This is a genomic window from Streptococcus sanguinis, assembly GCF_019929225.1.
Taxonomy (GTDB): Bacteria; Bacillota; Bacilli; order Lactobacillales; family Streptococcaceae; genus Streptococcus; species Streptococcus sanguinis_J.
The window spans coordinates 44,189-58,195 of sequence record NZ_JAHZPA010000002.1; the positions used below are offsets into that span (position 1 = coordinate 44,189).

At 49.7% G+C, this 14,007-nt stretch carries 15 protein-coding genes; all 15 read left to right on the forward strand.

Annotated elements, in window-relative coordinates; translation table 11 throughout:
* The first annotated feature begins 32 nt into the window (after positions 1-32).
* The 15 genes from K1I80_RS04715 to K1I80_RS04785 all read left to right on the forward strand — a co-directional run bounded on the left by K1I80_RS04715 (position 33) and on the right by K1I80_RS04785 (position 14,007).
* The gene (locus K1I80_RS04715; protein ID WP_223312592.1) at positions 33-707 is read left to right on the forward strand and encodes a CbiQ family ECF transporter T component; all 675 of its coding nucleotides are present in this window, start codon (positions 33-35) and stop codon (positions 705-707) included.
* A 62-nt stretch (positions 708-769) separates the two neighbouring features.
* Positions 770-1,585 (forward strand): energy-coupling factor ABC transporter ATP-binding protein, encoded by an 816-nt coding sequence (locus K1I80_RS04720; protein ID WP_223313145.1) that lies wholly within the window; start codon positions 770-772, stop codon positions 1,583-1,585.
* Positions 1,570-3,069 (forward strand): cobyric acid synthase, encoded by a 1,500-nt coding sequence (locus K1I80_RS04725; RefSeq protein WP_125433974.1) that lies wholly within the window; start codon positions 1,570-1,572, stop codon positions 3,067-3,069. Before K1I80_RS04720 ends, K1I80_RS04725 begins: the two co-directional genes overlap by 16 nt.
* Complete coding sequence (locus K1I80_RS04730; RefSeq protein WP_125438384.1) at positions 3,066-3,641, forward strand: cob(I)yrinic acid a,c-diamide adenosyltransferase; 576 nt, start codon at positions 3,066-3,068, stop codon at positions 3,639-3,641. The genes K1I80_RS04725 and K1I80_RS04730 overlap by 4 nt, the downstream gene beginning before the upstream one ends.
* Positions 3,642-3,652: 11 nt before the next feature.
* Entirely contained in the window at positions 3,653-4,084 is a 432-nt protein-coding gene (locus K1I80_RS04735) for a precorrin-2 dehydrogenase/sirohydrochlorin ferrochelatase family protein (RefSeq protein ID WP_002896443.1), read from the forward strand.
* Between the two features lie 15 nt (positions 4,085-4,099).
* Positions 4,100-5,353: a glutamyl-tRNA reductase gene (gene hemA / locus K1I80_RS04740; RefSeq protein ID WP_223313146.1), complete on the forward strand. Its 1,254-nt coding sequence runs from the start codon at positions 4,100-4,102 to the stop codon at positions 5,351-5,353.
* Positions 5,340-6,260, forward strand: a complete 921-nt coding sequence (gene hemC / locus K1I80_RS04745) for a hydroxymethylbilane synthase (protein ID WP_004192076.1) — start codon at positions 5,340-5,342, stop codon at positions 6,258-6,260. The genes hemA and hemC overlap by 14 nt, the downstream gene beginning before the upstream one ends.
* Positions 6,245-6,970 (forward strand): uroporphyrinogen-III synthase, encoded by a 726-nt coding sequence (locus tag K1I80_RS04750; RefSeq protein ID WP_223313147.1) that lies wholly within the window; start codon positions 6,245-6,247, stop codon positions 6,968-6,970. The genes hemC and K1I80_RS04750 overlap by 16 nt, the downstream gene beginning before the upstream one ends.
* Positions 6,957-7,928, forward strand: coding sequence for a porphobilinogen synthase (gene hemB, locus K1I80_RS04755; RefSeq protein WP_125445337.1), 972 nt, complete (start codon positions 6,957-6,959; stop codon positions 7,926-7,928). Before K1I80_RS04750 ends, hemB begins: the two co-directional genes overlap by 14 nt.
* A 42-nt stretch (positions 7,929-7,970) precedes the next feature.
* Positions 7,971-9,269, forward strand: coding sequence for a glutamate-1-semialdehyde 2,1-aminomutase (gene hemL / locus K1I80_RS04760; RefSeq protein ID WP_223313148.1), 1,299 nt, complete (start codon positions 7,971-7,973; stop codon positions 9,267-9,269).
* Positions 9,262-9,846 carry a bifunctional adenosylcobinamide kinase/adenosylcobinamide-phosphate guanylyltransferase gene (cobU, locus tag K1I80_RS04765; RefSeq protein WP_223313149.1) on the forward strand — a complete coding sequence of 195 codons (585 nt, stop codon included), beginning with the start codon at positions 9,262-9,264 and terminating at the stop codon, positions 9,844-9,846. The genes hemL and cobU overlap by 8 nt, the downstream gene beginning before the upstream one ends.
* Positions 9,843-10,571 (forward strand): adenosylcobinamide-GDP ribazoletransferase, encoded by a 729-nt coding sequence (cobS, locus tag K1I80_RS04770; RefSeq protein WP_223313150.1) that lies wholly within the window; start codon positions 9,843-9,845, stop codon positions 10,569-10,571. Before cobU ends, cobS begins: the two co-directional genes overlap by 4 nt.
* Positions 10,568-11,140 carry a histidine phosphatase family protein gene (locus tag K1I80_RS04775; protein WP_223313151.1) on the forward strand — a complete coding sequence of 191 codons (573 nt, stop codon included), beginning with the start codon at positions 10,568-10,570 and terminating at the stop codon, positions 11,138-11,140. Before cobS ends, K1I80_RS04775 begins: the two co-directional genes overlap by 4 nt.
* 51 nt (positions 11,141-11,191) lie before the next feature.
* Positions 11,192-12,295, forward strand: coding sequence for an NADH-dependent flavin oxidoreductase (locus K1I80_RS04780; protein ID WP_223313152.1), 1,104 nt, complete (start codon positions 11,192-11,194; stop codon positions 12,293-12,295).
* Between the two features lie 116 nt (positions 12,296-12,411).
* On the forward strand, positions 12,412-14,007 hold the full coding sequence (locus K1I80_RS04785; RefSeq protein WP_223313153.1) for an ABC transporter substrate-binding protein: 1,596 nt from the start codon (positions 12,412-12,414) through the stop codon (positions 14,005-14,007).

The window sequence follows — 14,007 nt, forward strand, 5'->3', positions numbered from 1 at the left end:
TGCAAAATATAGCTAGAAAGGAGGGCCTCCTCATGTTTGCGATTGATAAATACGCCTATCAAAATCGGCTGAAAAATCTGCCGGTTGCTTATAAATTTGTCATCTATCTGCTCTTGTTAGCTGTCAGCTTTTCTGGTGTCAGGAGTCTGCAGCTCGGGCTCATTATCTTGGTGGCGCCTCTGACCTGCTATCTAGCTCGGCTTCCGTGGCTGCGCTATCTGAAGTGGTATCTGCATGCCAGTATCTTTATCCTGATCAGTCTCTTGACCTTTGTCTTGACCTATCAGAATAGTCAGGAGCAGCTCTTGCTGGCCTTGCCTGTAGGTCAGGGCTATCTGGGCATCAGTCAATCCTCTGTCCAGCAGACCATTTTTATCCTCTTGCGCATCTATTCGTCCTTGGTTTCGACTTATTTCTTTGTCCTGACGGTGCCTTTTGCTCAGATGCTGCGGCTTTTTAAAGCCATGCACGTCCCGCGGGTACTGTTAGACCTGATTGTCCTCATGTATCGCTTTATTTTCCTGGTCTTCTATGAGTTTGTGACCATTCGGGATACCTTGGACTTGAAATTCTCCTTTTACAATAAAAGGAAGCAACACCAGGCCTGGGGCAGATTAGCCAATACTCTTTTTGTTAAATTGCTGGATGATAATCAGCATTTAAATGAGGTGCTGACGCTAAGATTTGATGCGGAGCACAGTGAATAATGAAAGCGCATTTACATTAAGACTGCTTTTATACTATAATGGAAAGTAGATAGGAAACTCAGATGTTACAAGTAAAGAATATTTCCTTTGCCTATGATGAAAATCCAACGCTGCACGATATTTCTATGGAATTCGAAGAAGGCCGGATTACCGGTATTCTGGGAGTTAATGGCTCAGGTAAGTCTACCATCATGAAAATCATCACCCGACTGCTCCAACCGCAGAAGGGCAGCATTTTATATGATGGTCAGCCTGTGGGCGGCTCTAAGAAGGCTTTGTTCCAGTATCGGCAGCATGTCAATATGGTCTTTCAGAATCCAGAGCAGCAGCTCTTTTATACCATTGTGAAGGACGATATTGGCATGGCCTTGGAAAACTTAGGCTATGAAGAAGACGAGATAGCAAGCAGAGTAGCGACGGCTTTAGAGATGATGGACATTTCCCATCTGCAGGACAGACCCTTGCAGTATCTGAGCTACGGTCAGAAAAAGCGGGTAGCTATTGCCGGCATGCTGGCCCTCCAGCCCAAGTATCTGTTACTTGATGAGCCTACGGCAGGATTGGATCCAAAAGGGCGGGACCAGATGGCAGCGACCATGAAAAAGCTGGTTCAGGCTGGGACAAACATCATCGTATCCAGCCATGACATGGATCTGATGTATGACTGCTGTGACTATGCCTATCTGCTGCAGAAGGGGCATTTGATCGCAGAGGGCAGCAAGTTTGATTTCTTCCAGCAGGGAAATCTGCTAGTAGAGGCAGGCTTGGCTGTGCCTTGGATTGTCAAGCTTCATCAGACTATCCAGACGCCACTGGCAGAAAATGAAGCTGCTTTCTTTGAGCAGCTAGGAGGACATGTAAAATGGTCAAATCATTGATGGTACAGGGAACTGCCTCAGATGCTGGGAAGAGCATTATTGCGGCAGGGCTCTGCCGGATTTTCAAGCAGGATGGCCTAGAAGTGGTGCCTTTTAAGTCGCAGAATATGGCGCTTAATTCCTTTATCACCAAAAAAGGAGATGAAATGGGCCGGGCTCAGGTCGTTCAGGCTGAGGCAGCTGGCAAAGAGCCGGATGTCCGCATGAATCCAGTCCTGCTCAAGCCCACCTCTGACCGCAAGTCCCAGGTTGTTTTTCTAGGCCGGGTACTGCGGGATATGGATGCTGTCGAATACCATGAATACAAGCAGCAGCTCCTGCCTAAGATTAAGGAAGTCTATGATGAGCTAGGTGCTGAGAATGATATCATCGTCATTGAGGGCGCTGGCAGTCCAGCTGAAATCAATCTCAATGACCGAGACATTGTCAATATGGGCATGGCCAAGCTGGTTGATGCGCCAGTGATTTTAGTGGCGGATATTGATAAGGGAGGCGTCTTCGCCTCTATCTACGGAACGATTGAGCTCATGCCGCCTGAGGATCGCAAGCGGATCAAGGGGGTTATTATCAATAAATTCCGTGGCGATGTGGCCCTGCTGCAGTCCGGTATTGATATGATTGAGGAGCTGACCCAGGTGCCGGTTATCGGAGTCGTGCCTTATGCTCAGCTGGATATTGACAGCGAAGACAGTGTCGCACTGGTACAGAAAAGTCGGCGCTTTGATAGCAGAAAGAGTCTGGATATCGCAGTTGTCAGCCTCAAGCGCCTGTCCAACTTTACGGATTTTCACAGTCTGGAAATCCAGCCGGATGTTTCTGTCCGCTATGTCCAGCCTGGTGATGCGATCGGTCGGCCGGATCTCTTGATTCTGCCGGGCAGCAAAAATACCATCGAAGACATGAACTACCTGCGCGAGTCTGGTCTTGAAGCCGAGATTCTCGAGTGTCTGGAGCAGGGCGTGCGAATCTTTGGTATCTGTGGCGGCTATCAGCTGCTGGGACAGAAGATTAGCGATCCGCTGCACCTTGAGTCCGATTTAGAAGAGACTAGGGGTCTGGGAATTTTAGAGACAGAGACGGTGCTTCAGCCGGTCAAGCGGACGACTCAGGTCAGAGCCCTGCATGAGGGACAAGAACTAGAGGGCTACGAGATTCACATGGGGGAAACCCAGCTGGCGGATCGTCTGGAGCCATTTTCCATCATCAAGGAGCAAAATGGTGAGGCAACCGAGCGTCCAGATGGAGCTGTGGCTTATGGCGGGCAGGTGCAAGGAACTTACCTTCATGGGGTCTTTGACAATCTAGAATGGACTCGTCAGTATCTGAATGAACTTCGTCTGGCTAAGGGCTTAGAGCCGCTAGAGGACCAGCTTGTCAGTATCAAAGACTTTAAAGACAGAGAGTATGATAAGTTGGCAGACGTCCTACGCCAGTCTTTGGATATGGAGCAGATTTATCAAATCATCAACAGAGAAGAAAAATGAGAATTTATACGAAATACGGAGACAAGGGCTTTACACGGCTCTACGGTGGGGACCGAGTATCCAAGACCCATATTCGGGTCGAAGCTTATGGAACGATGGATGAGTTATGCTCTCATCTAGGCTATGTCGTATCTGAGATGCGCGACTATCCTGTCTTGGATGACCTGCGTCTGGAATGCGAGGAAATCCAGCAGCATCTCTTTGACTGCGGCAGCGACTTGGCTACGCCGCGGGAGTTACGCCCCTACAAGCAAGAGCCAGCCAATGTCAGCTGGCTGGAGGAGCGGATGGACGAGTATATGCATATTCCTCCGAAAATCGACCGCTTTATCATTCCGGGCGGCCATCGGATTGCGAGTCTCCTGCATGTGGCCCGCACCATGACTAGACGCCTAGAGCGCCGTATGGTAGCTGTTATAGAGGCAGAAGAAGCGGTCAATGAGATAGGCTTGATCTATATCAACCGTCTGTCGGATTACTTTTTTGTGCTGGCTCGATTGGTCAATGACCGTCTAGAGGAGCCAGATACAATCTACAAACGCAGCGCGAAAATCTTTCGGGAAAAGAAATAGGAGAAGCTAGCATGTATCCAGTCATGATTAATATCAGAGAGAAGAAAGTCGTGGTAGTGGGAGGCGGCAAGGTCGCAGCGCGGAAGATTAAGACCCTGCTGGCTGAGCAGGCTGCTGTGACAGTGGTCAGTCCGACTCTGCATGCTGACATTCCGCAGGCGGAGATTCAGTGGCTAGCTAGACCCTACCAGACAGGTGATTTGGAAGGCGCGAAACTGGTCTTTGCCTGTACAGATCAGGCGGAGGTCAACCGCCAGATTATGGAGGATGCGGCACCCAGTCAGCTGGTAAACAATACGGGCGACAAGACCTTTTCTGACTTCTACAATGTAGCCATTGCGAGAAAGAAGGACGTGTCTGTCATGATCTCGACCAACGGCCTCTCGCCTAGCCGTTCCAAGGAGATTCGCAAAAAGATAGAAGCAATTTTAGACCAACTTTAAAAGAAGGAAAGAAGCATGCACCTATTATATGTGGGCTTGACCCATCGGGAAACGCCGCTGCCAATTTTGGAAAAAGCGCATTTTTCAGATCAGGAGGGGCTGAAAGCTCTGAAGCTCCTGAAAAGAGAAAAAAGTATCTTGGAAAATATCATCCTGTCCACCTGCAATCGGACCGAGCTCTATCTGGTGGTGGACCAGCTGCATACTGGCCGCTACTATTCCAAGCATTTTTTGGCGGACTGGTTTCAAATTCCTGTCAAGGAGCTGGAAGAGTATTTAGTCTTTCGTGAGGGGGATGAGGCCTTGCGGCATCTGCTGCGGGTCTCCATCGGCCTAGAATCCAAAATTGTCGGTGAAAGTCAGGTCTTGGGCCAGCTCAAGCAGGCTTTCTTGACAGCGCAAGATGCTGGTACGACTGGAATTGTCCTCAATCAGGCTTTCAAGCAGGCGCTGACCTTTGCTAAGCGCATGCATGATACTTATCGGATCAATGACCGGCCTATTTCTATCGGCCTGACGGCCATCCAAGAATTGGACCGACTGGGGCTGGATTACAGCACTAAAAAGGTAGCTGTTATCGGTCTGGGAGAGATTGGTCAGTTGGTGACTAAGTATGCTCTGCAGCGGCCATTCGAATCAGTCATGCTGCTCAATCGGACAGTCAGCAAGGCCCAGCCTTTTCTGACAGAGGACAGGGTATCTGCCCATGGCTGGGATGAGTTGGAGGCAGTGCTGGCGGATGCGGATGTGGTCTTTTCAGCGGTTAAAACGGAAGAATACATTATCTTTCCTTCCATGCTTAAGGCGGATGCAATCGTGTTTGACCTCTGTCTGCCTCGTTCCTGCCATCCGAGCTCGTCTCTGAAGCTCTATAATATCGAAAATCTGACCAATCAACTGGAGCAATATAAGGCAGAACGGCAGGAGATTGCCGGTCGGATTGCTTTGGAGATTGATGAGGAGCTGGTCAAGTTTGCTGACTGGCGTCAGCAGCTGGGCATTATTCCTCTGATTCAGGAAATCAGGGATAAGGCTTTGGAAGCTCAAGCTTCGGCTATGGAAAGTCTTAATCGCAAGATTCCAGATTTGACCGAGCGGGAGCAGAAGCAGATTTCCAAGCACATGAAGAGTATTATCAACCAAGTCTTGAAGGAACCAATCTTGCAGCTCAAAGAGCTGTCAGTCGGAGAGCATTCAGACTATGACATTGCCTTGATTGCCAAGATATTTGGCTTGCATAGAGAAAGGGGAAAAGATGAAGGTCATTAAGGTAGGAACCCGCAAGAGTAAGCTGGCCATGACCCAGACCCAACAGTTAGTGGACCAGCTCAAGAAGCTCCATCCAGAGCGGGACTTTGTCCTCGTTCCCTATACGACAAAAGGAGATCGTCTAACACATGTCAGCCTTCAGGAAATTGGTGGCAAGGGAGTCTTTGTCAAGGAAATCGAGCGAGCTCTCTTAGCTGGTGAGATTGATATGGCGGTCCACAGTCTCAAGGACATGCCGGCTAAGCTAGCTGAGGGCTGTGCACTCGGTGCGATTAGTCAGCGAGAAGATGTTCGAGATTGCTTGATTTTCCTTCAAGCTGGCCAGACGCTGGCTAATCTTCCTGAGGGCGCTCTTATAGGAACCAGCAGCATTCGCCGACAGGTTCAGCTGCAGGCTCAGAGACCGGATTTGGCTTTTAAACCACTTCGAGGCAACATTGATACACGCATCAAGAAGCTGGAAGAAGGCGAGTACGACGCGATTGTCTTGGCTATGGCCGGACTTAAACGCTTGGGCTGGCTGGACCAAAGCCGTCTTCACATTCAGCCGTTAGAGACCAGTCTTTGTCTGCCAGCTATTTCTCAGGGCGCTTTGGCAGTGGAATGCCGGGAAGAGGATGAGGAACTGCGGAGTCTCTTGGCGGCTGTTCAGGATGAGAAGACAGCTGCTGAAGTGGCAGTTGAACGGGCAGTTTTGGCTCAGATGAATGCAGACTGCACCTTCCCTATCGCTGCTTTGGCCCAGAAAAAAGGTCAGGACTATCAGCTAGAGGCCATGCTGGCCAAGGAGGACGGCCAATGTGTCTTTGTCAGCCTTCAAGGTCAGGATGGTCAGGAATTGGCAGAGCAGGCTGTACGCCAGTTAGCCGATAAGGGAGCAGTAGGAATGCCATGGTTAAAAAAATAATCTTTACCAGAGAGCAGGCGCCAGACTCTGCCTGGCTAGAAAAGATCAGACAGGCTGGGTTTGAGACGCACCATGTCCCTCTCATTCGCTGCCAGTCTCTGCCCTTGCCAGAAGCTGTCCAAGCAGTTCTGCCAGAAGCCGACTGGGCCTTTTTTACCAGTGCTATCGCAGTGGAGGCTTTCAGTCCTTATCTGAAAGCTGACTGCCAGATTGCGACCATCGGGCCGCAGACCAGTCAGGCGCTGGATAAGCTAGGCCGAGACTGTGCTTTTCAGGCCAGCAGCCACTATGGTCTTGACTTTATTCAGGAGTGGTTGGATTTGGCTCTGCCAACGCAGAAGATTTTGCTGCCCCAAAGCAGCTTGTCCAATCCCAGTCTGGCTGAGAAATTAAAAGAAGCAGGCCATGAGGTCTGGGCTTGGCCTATGTACGAAACGACCTCAAATCCTGCTGGTCAGGACCAGCTCGAGACCTATCTGTCCCAAGAGGATGTGATTTGGACCTTTGCCAGTCCGTCGGCTTGGCAGAGTTTTTGTGCTATTAAGCCCCATCTAGCATCTAGCCATCAGATTGCAGTGATTGGTCAGACAACGGCTCAGGTGGTTAAGGAGTCTGGCTATGGGGTAGACTACCAGCCCCAGAGTCCTTCTGTTGAGGAAATGGTCAAGGAAATAATCAAGAAAGAAGAGAAGAAGCATGGAATTTTATAGACATCGCAGACTGAGGAGAAGCAGCGGTCTACGGCAGCTGGTTCGAGAAACCAAGCTGTCTGTGGATGATTTTATCCAACCCTTGTTTGTCAAGGAAGGGTTGACTGAAAAGCAAGAAGTAGCCTCCATGCCGGGAGTTTATCAGTTCTCCCTCGAGGATTTGCTGCCAGAAGTTCAGGAATGTGTGGACTTTGGCATTCGGGCTTTTATCGTCTTTGGCATTCCGTCAGAAAAGGACGAAAGAGGCAGTCAGGCTTCAGCTGAAAATGGCATTGTGCAGGAAGCTATCCGTCTAATCAAGAAGCATTTCCCTGAGACGGTCGTCATTGCAGACACCTGTCTCTGTGAGTTTACCAGTCACGGCCATTGCGGTATTTTGCGAGGGGAGGAAGTGGACAATGATCTGTCTCTGACTAGACTGACAGAAGTTGCTGTCAGCCAAGCCAGGGCTGGAGCAGATGTCATTGCTCCTTCCAATGCCATGGACGGTTTTGTGGCGGCTATCCGTCAGGGGCTTGATGCGGCGGGCTTTGAAGACATTCCCATCATGTCCTATGCGATTAAGTTTGCCTCTAGCTTTTATGGGCCTTTCCGAGATGCAGGTGAGAGTGCTCCGGCCTTTGGCGACCGCAAGACCTATCAGATGGATCCGGCCAATCGCTTGGAGGCTTTGAGAGAAGCCAAGAGCGATGAGGAGCAAGGAGCAGACTTTCTCATGGTTAAGCCGGCTCTGGCCTTTCTGGATATCCTCAGAGAGCTACGACAGGAGACTAAACTGCCTCTGGTGACCTATAATGTCAGTGGAGAATACGCTATGGTCAAGGCAGCAGCCCAGCAGGGCTGGATCAATGAAAAAGCCATTGTCATGGAAACTTTGACCAGTATGAAGCGGGCTGGTGCAGACTTGATTATCACTTATTTTGCCAAGGATGCGGCTGGCTATCTGAGAGAAGGATAGAGACTGCGGAAAACAGCAGTTTTCTAGATAAGGAGGACGAACTTGAAGAGAGAACATTCCAACCAATATTTCGCAGAGGCTCAAAAGCTCTTTCCAGGCGGGGTTAATAGTCCTGTCCGGGCTTTTAAGGCTGTGGGCGGCCACCCGCTTTTTATCGAAAAAGCCAGCGGAGCCTATCTGCATGATGTCGATGGCAACCGCTATATTGACTACGTCCTGTCTTGGGGGCCTATGATTTTGGGGCATGCTCCTAAGGATGTGTTACCGGCAGTTGAGGAAGCTATTTGGGAGGGGACCAGTTTTGGTGCTCCGAGTCCCAGAGAGATTGCTCTCGGCCAGCTGGTGCAGGAGCGCCTGCCTTTCATGGAAAGAATGCGGATGGTCAATTCGGGAACGGAAGCGACCATGAGCGCCATTCGGGTAGCGCGTGGAGTGACCAAGCGCTCTAAAATTGTCAAATTTATCGGCTGCTATCACGGCCACAGCGATTCCTTTTTGGTTCAGGCTGGTTCAGGCTTGGCTAGCTTTGGGATTGCTGATTCTGCCGGAGTCATTGCTCAGGTAGCCGGGGAAACTCTGGCTTTGCCTTACAATGATACAGATGCTCTCAAGGCTTGCTTTGAAAAGCATGGAGACGACATTGCCTGTGTCATTTTAGAAGCAGTTGCTGGCAATATGGGCTTGATTCCTGCGGATGCGGACTTTATCAGTACTATTCGCTCCCTTACTCAGGAATACGGCTCTCTCTTCATCGTGGACGAGGTCATGAGTGGTTTCCGAGCTCATTATCAAGGGGCTGTCGGCCTCTATCAGACAGAGCCAGACCTTGTCTGCTTGGGCAAGGTTATCGGTGGCGGCTTCCCAGTCGCAGCCTTTGGCGGTAAGGCCCTCTATATGGATCAGGTAGCGCCTCTAGGCAGCATCTATCAGGCTGGTACTTTGTCGGGTAATCCAGTTGCCATGACGGCCGGTTACGAAACGCTGAAACAGCTGACACCGGAGCTCTTTGCTGAGATTGAAGAGAAAACAAACTACCTCTGTGATGGCCTGCGAAATCTTGCAGACAAGTACAGCATTGATCTGCAAGTCGTATCAAAAGGGACCATGTTTGGTTTCTTCTTCAGCCAGAAGCCGGTCCGCAATTTTGAGGATTCTAAGGCGGCTGACCATGCTCAGTTTGCGAGACTGCACGGTCTCTTGCTGGAAGAGGGCATTTATCTGGCGCCATCTCAGTATGAAACCAACTTTATGTCTAGTGCCCATACTAGAGCGGATCTAGACCAGACCTTGGCGGCCTTTGAGCAGGCATTTCAAGTAATGAAAGAAGAAGCAAATGGCTAAGATTGTGTTAGTGACAGGCGGTGCCAGAAGCGGTAAGTCGGCATTTGCGGAGGAGCAGTTGGCGGACCGAGAGCGAGTTTGCTATATTGCGACCGGCCTGCCCCGAGGAGAAGATCCAGAATGGCAGGAGCGGATTCGGCTGCACCAAGAACGGCGGCCGGCTTCCTGGACGACTCAGGAGCAGTATGCTGGGCTGGCCGACTGGCTGCGAGAGCAGTCGCATCCAGTTTATCTGCTAGATTGTGCCACTCTTCTGACCAGCAATCGCCTCTTTGATTTGATTGCCCAGCATTTTCCAGACAAGCTGGAGCTGACAGAAGAGCGCTTTCTCAGCCGTCAGGAGCAGTCTTTCCTGCTACAGCTCTTGGAAGAAGAATGGCAAGAGCTCCTATCTACAATCCGTCAGACAAATGCTGAGTGCTGGATTGTAACGGACGAGGTTGGCCTGGGCATTGTCCCAGAGACCAGACTAGGACGTTTCTTCCGTGATGTGCAGGGCAAGATCAACCAACTGATTGCAAAGGAGGCGAGTGAGGCTTATCTGGTTATCTGTGGCCTCGCTCAGCAGTTGAAATGATAAAGGCATTGATTATCTATACTCAATTTTTTAGCCGGATTGTGATTCCAAAGGCAGTGGATATTTCCTATTTGCGACGGGGACTTCCTTTTCTGACCCTCTTTGGTCTCTTGCTAGGACTGATTTCAGGTGGATTTTATTTCCTGACGAGCCTAGTCCTGCCAGGGATGGTCGCTTGGGTTCTGACCCTTGCTTTTGATGTTCTGCTGACAGGTGGTTTTCATTTAGACGCCCTGGCGGATACGGCAGACGGTCTCTTCTCCTCCCGTAAGAAGGAGCGGATGCTAGAGATTATGAAGGACAGTCGGATTGGCAGCAATGGCGTTCTAGCACTCATTCTCTACTATGCTCTGATGCTAGTTCTTTACCCTTATCTGCCAGAGCCTCGCTGGTTTATCGTGGCTAGTCTGACCATGATTGGCAAGGCCGGTCTGAGCCTACAGCTTTACCGGATGACCTATGCTAGAGAAGGCGGCGGCTCGGGGAATTTCTTCAGTGGCAGTAAAACTAGTCATATCCTGCTTGCCCAGCTTTTGCCTTTGCTCCTGTCTCTGCTGGTTTTCAACTGGAGAGGCCTTCTGGCTTACGGCTTGGTATTTCTGGGAGCAATTGGCTATCGTCGTTTCGTTTATAATAAAATTGACGGCCACACAGGCGATACGCTAGGAGCCTATGTTGAAGTTGCCCAACTCCTCTATCTCTTAGGATTGGTGGTGCTAGGATGAAAAGATGGTATCTAATGCGGCACGGTCAGACAGACTACAACCGCAGGCGCTGTTTCTATGGTAGCCATGATGTCTCTGTCAACGGGCAAGGTCAAAAAGATGCCAAGCAGCTGGCCCTGCTGATGCAGAAGCATGCGATTGATGCAATCTACACTAGTAGTCTCAAGCGGACGCAGGAAACAGCCCAGCTGGCTTTTCCAGACAGGCAAGTCCAGCCCATAGCTGACTTTGATGAGCGGGGCTTTGGACAATGGGAAGGATTGACAGCTGATGAGATTGAAGCGGCTTTTCCAGAAGTCTGGCAGGCTTGGCTGGAAGCCCCCTTTGAGGTCACGCCTCCTGAAGCAGAAGTTTTCTCAGACTTTCAGACCAGAGTTTGGGCAGCAACAGACCGCCTGCTAGACAGTACTGAGGAATCAATCGCTCTAGTGGCTCATTTGGGAGTCCTTCGCTTGATTTACCAGCATTTGGTTGACCGAGAGGCTGTTTTTTGGAACATTGATATCCCCCAAGGACGAGTGCTGCTCTTGGAAGAGCGGGACCAGACTTGGCAGGCAACCTTACTCTAAGGATTTATTATTAAAAAACAACATGATTTATCTTGGGAAAGAGGTGACCAGATGAATACACAGATTCAGGATAAATTTACTTTTAAAAATGGTCAGAGCATGCGCAATCGCGTTGTCTTGGCTCCTATGACCATCTGCGCTAGTGAGCCCGGTGGCTATGTATCTCAGGCAGATATTGACTTTTTTGCCCGTCGATCGAGGTCGGTTGGTATGGTCATTACTGGCAGTACCTATGTTCATCCTCTGGGCAAGTCCTTTGCGGAGAGCTTCAGCGGCGCCGAGGACGATAAGATTGAGGGGTTTAGCCGTCTGGCCAAGGCTATCAAGGACCAAGGGGCTCTGGCTATTGTTCAGCTCTATCACGGTGGTCGTATGGTTCTGCCTGATTTGATTGACGGTCAGCCAGTAGCACCCAGCGCTGTCAAGGCTCCGCGCGATTATCTGACAGAGCCGAGGGCGCTCAAGAATTCTGAAGTGGAGCAGGTGATAGAGGATTTTCTGTCAGCTATCAGACGGGCGATTCAGGCTGGCTTTGACGGAGTTGAGCTTCATGGAGCCAATACCTACCTGATCCAGCAGTTTGTCTCTCCTCATTCAAATGTCCGTCAGGACAAGTGGGGCGGCAGTCTTAACAACCGCCTGCGCTTTCCAAAGACCTTGCTGAAAAGAGCCAAGCAACTAGTCAAAGAAGAGGCCGACCGCCCCTTCCTGATTGGCTACCGCTTTTCTCCAGAAGAGATTGAAGAGCCAGGTATCCAGCTTTATGACACCCTGCAGTTGCTGGAGCAGCTCATCTATCATCAAGTGGACTATCTGCATATTTCGACCTCTGATGTCTGGCGATCGTCTATCAGAGATTCTCAGGACTCAGAGCCAGTGATTCAGAAAATTATCAAAAAAATTAATGGTAGAGTGCCCCTGATTGGTGTCGGTCAGATAGAGACCAAGCAGGATGCCCAGCGAGTATTGGATGCGGGGATTCCGCTCTTTGCCCTCGGCAAGGCCCTGCTCCTAGACCCAGACTGGGCTGAAAAGGTTGTCTCCGGCCGAGAGGAAGAAGTCATCCGAACTTATCGCGATGAGTTGCAGGCAGACTTGGCTCTGCCAACTGCCTTTGTCGAAGATGCTAGAAGCTATCTGGAAGGAAAAGATTAAGACAAGCAAATCCCCAAGGAGGAAAGAGAATGAGAAATCACTTGTTTTTCACTCGTCTGCTCTCTCATCTTCAGGACATAGAACCACCTTAGACAGAGAGCGAAGCGTATTTAGATTTGACTAGGACAGACCGTCTTAAAGTAGTTTACAAAATAGAAAAGGAATTTGATTATTTTATGAAACATTTTAAAAAAATTATGGCTCTAGCCTTGGCAGGCCTAGCCCTAGCCTCCTGTGTAAACCCTAGTAAAACCAGTGAGCCTACTGGCGATAGTGGCAGTAAGACTGTAACCATTGGCTACACTCAATTTCCAGCAAATGTGGATCCAGCAGCGGAATACAATGGCTGGTTCACGGTCCGTTACGGAGTGGGAGAAACCCTCTTTAAGATGGACGACAAACTTGAGGTAAAACCTTGGCTGGCTGAGAAAATCGAAGCAGTCTCAGACCTAGAGTGGAAAATTACCCTCAAGGATAAGGTGACCTTCCAAAATGGTGAAAAAATGACCGGTGAAAAGGTCAAAGCTTCTCTGGAACGCTTGATTAAGACAAGCGAGCGGGCAGCATCAGATATGGGCATTGACAGCATTTCTGCAGAGGGTCAAACCGTGACCATCAAGACAAAGGCTGTGCAGCCTATCATGGCGAATCTCTTGGCAGAGCCCTACTCCGCTATTGTCGATACGACTGGCAAGAGTGCATCTGACAAGGCTCCTGTCGGAACGGGACCTTACATGGTGACCAAGTACACTCCTGAGAGCGGAGCAGAGCTCAAGGCTTATGACGACTACTGGGATGGTAAGCCAAAAGTTGCTAATCTGAAGATTAAATACTTCTCTGATCCGACAGCTATTTCTGCAGCCCTCAAGTCTAAAGAAGTCGATGCTGTCTATGGTCTGCCTTATGCAAATCTAAGTACCTATGCTTCCGATAAGAACTACAAAATCTCTGAAGTAGAAGGTTCTCGCTACCTAGCTTACTACTATAACTTTGAAAATCCTTACGTAGCAGACGATAAGTTCCGTCAGGCTTTAGATACCTTGGTAGACAAGAAGACCTACTCTGAATCCCTCTTTAAAGGCTCAGCTGTACCAGCTGTTGGACCTTTCCCTAAAGGGTTTGCCTTTGCCCTGCAAAAGAGCGTCCATGAATTTAACGTAGACAAGGCTAAGAAACTCTTGGATGAAGCTGGTTACAAGGATACTGACGGTGATGGTTATCGTGAAAAAGACGGCCAAAAAGTCAGCATTGAGTTGCTGTCCTTTACCCGTCTGCCTGAAATGCCGCTGGCTGTAGAAGCAACCCAGCAACAGCTCAAGGAAGTCGGAATCGAAGCGACTATCAAGAAAGTTGAAGTCAGTGCCGTTGCCAGTGAAAAGGACTATGCCTTCACACCTTATGCGGTGGTAGCAGCTCCGATTGGTGACCCATACGCCTTTTTCAACAGTGCTGTTAAGACTAATGGTACAGCCAATATTGGCCACTACAGCAACCCAGAAGCAGATAAGAAAATCGAAGAGCTGGCGACTGAGACTGATCCAGCTAAGCGCAATCAGCTCAGCAAGGAAATCCAAGAAATCATGGATAAGGACTACGGCTTTACTATTATCGGCTTCTTCAAGGTCGCTCTGGTGATGGACAAGTCCGTCTCTGGTTTGGAATCCCATCCGACAGATTACTATCACGTCAGCAACAAACTATCAAAGGAATAA